The organism is Euzebya rosea, from assembly GCF_003073135.1.
GTDB lineage: Bacteria > Actinomycetota > Nitriliruptoria > Euzebyales > Euzebyaceae > Euzebya > Euzebya rosea.
In genome coordinates, this window is sequence record NZ_PGDQ01000038.1 from 1 (window position 1) to 1,033 (window position 1,033).

At 67.8% G+C, this 1,033-nt stretch carries 1 protein-coding gene; it reads right to left on the bottom strand.

What is annotated here, in order from left to right; genetic code table 11:
* Positions 1 to 871: aromatic ring-hydroxylating oxygenase subunit alpha (locus tag CUC05_RS24190; RefSeq protein WP_108668720.1), on the bottom strand; the 871-nt coding region annotated here is incomplete at its 3' end.
* Between the last annotated feature and the right edge of the window lie 162 nt (positions 872 to 1,033).

Consider the following 1,033-nt stretch of genomic DNA (forward strand, 5'->3'; position numbering starts at 1 on the left):
TGATGTCGTTGACGACCAGGTTGGGGAAGATGACCATGTTGCGCATCGTGTCGGTGATGCGGGTGCCCCGCTCTGTGCCGTGCTGGTCGTGCAGCTGCGCCCGGACCGCGGCCATCTCCTCACGGGCCCGCTCCCCGAAGGTGGGCACCCAACGGGCCACCGGCTTGCCCCACGGGGCGGTGTACTCGATGCAGGCATGCCCGTTGCCCAGCGGCCGGGCCGCCCCACGACGCTTCAGGTCGCCATGGTCAGAGGTGCCACCGGTGGCCTGCAGGTAGGAGAAGTAGGTGTGATGGGTCGGCGTGCCGTGATAGGAGTCATAGCTGTTCTCCGCCAACAGCTTCCAGTTGGCCCTGATGGTGTAGGACTGCCGGCCCGGCACGACCCGCAACCGGCCCGACGGCGATTGGTCGACGATGACGTCCAGCAGCTCACAGGCCTCCGCCAGGTACTCCTCCAACGGCTCGGCGTCGGGATCAAGGCACATGAACCAGAATCCCCGGTAGGACCCCACCCGGGCCACCGGCACCAAGGACCGCTCCTGCTGGTCGAACCCGTCAGGATAGGACTGTGCTCCAGGCACCCCACGAAGTGTCCCGTCGGTGCCGAAGGTCCAGGCGTGGTAGAAGCACTGGAAGGACGTGGCCACCCCTTCGTCGGCCCGGCACACGATCGCCCCCCGGTGCGGACAGCTGTTGTGCAGCACCCGCACCTGCCCGTCGCTGCCCCGCACGAAGATCACCGACCGGCCAGCGACCACCCGCCGACGGTACTCACCCGGCTCCGTCACCTCCGACTCGTGCCCCACGTACAGCCAGCACCGTCCGAACACCCGCTCCATCTCCGCGTCCAGGACCGACGGGGCGGTCATCACCCTTCGATCAACCCGGAACAGGCCACGGGAGGGGTCATCGACCACCAACCCATCAGCTTCCACCATCGACTCCTCCAGCTCGGCTCCACCCCCGCGGACCCCACCACCAAACCAACCCGCCCCCCTCACCAACACCCCACCGTTCCACCAGACGGAACC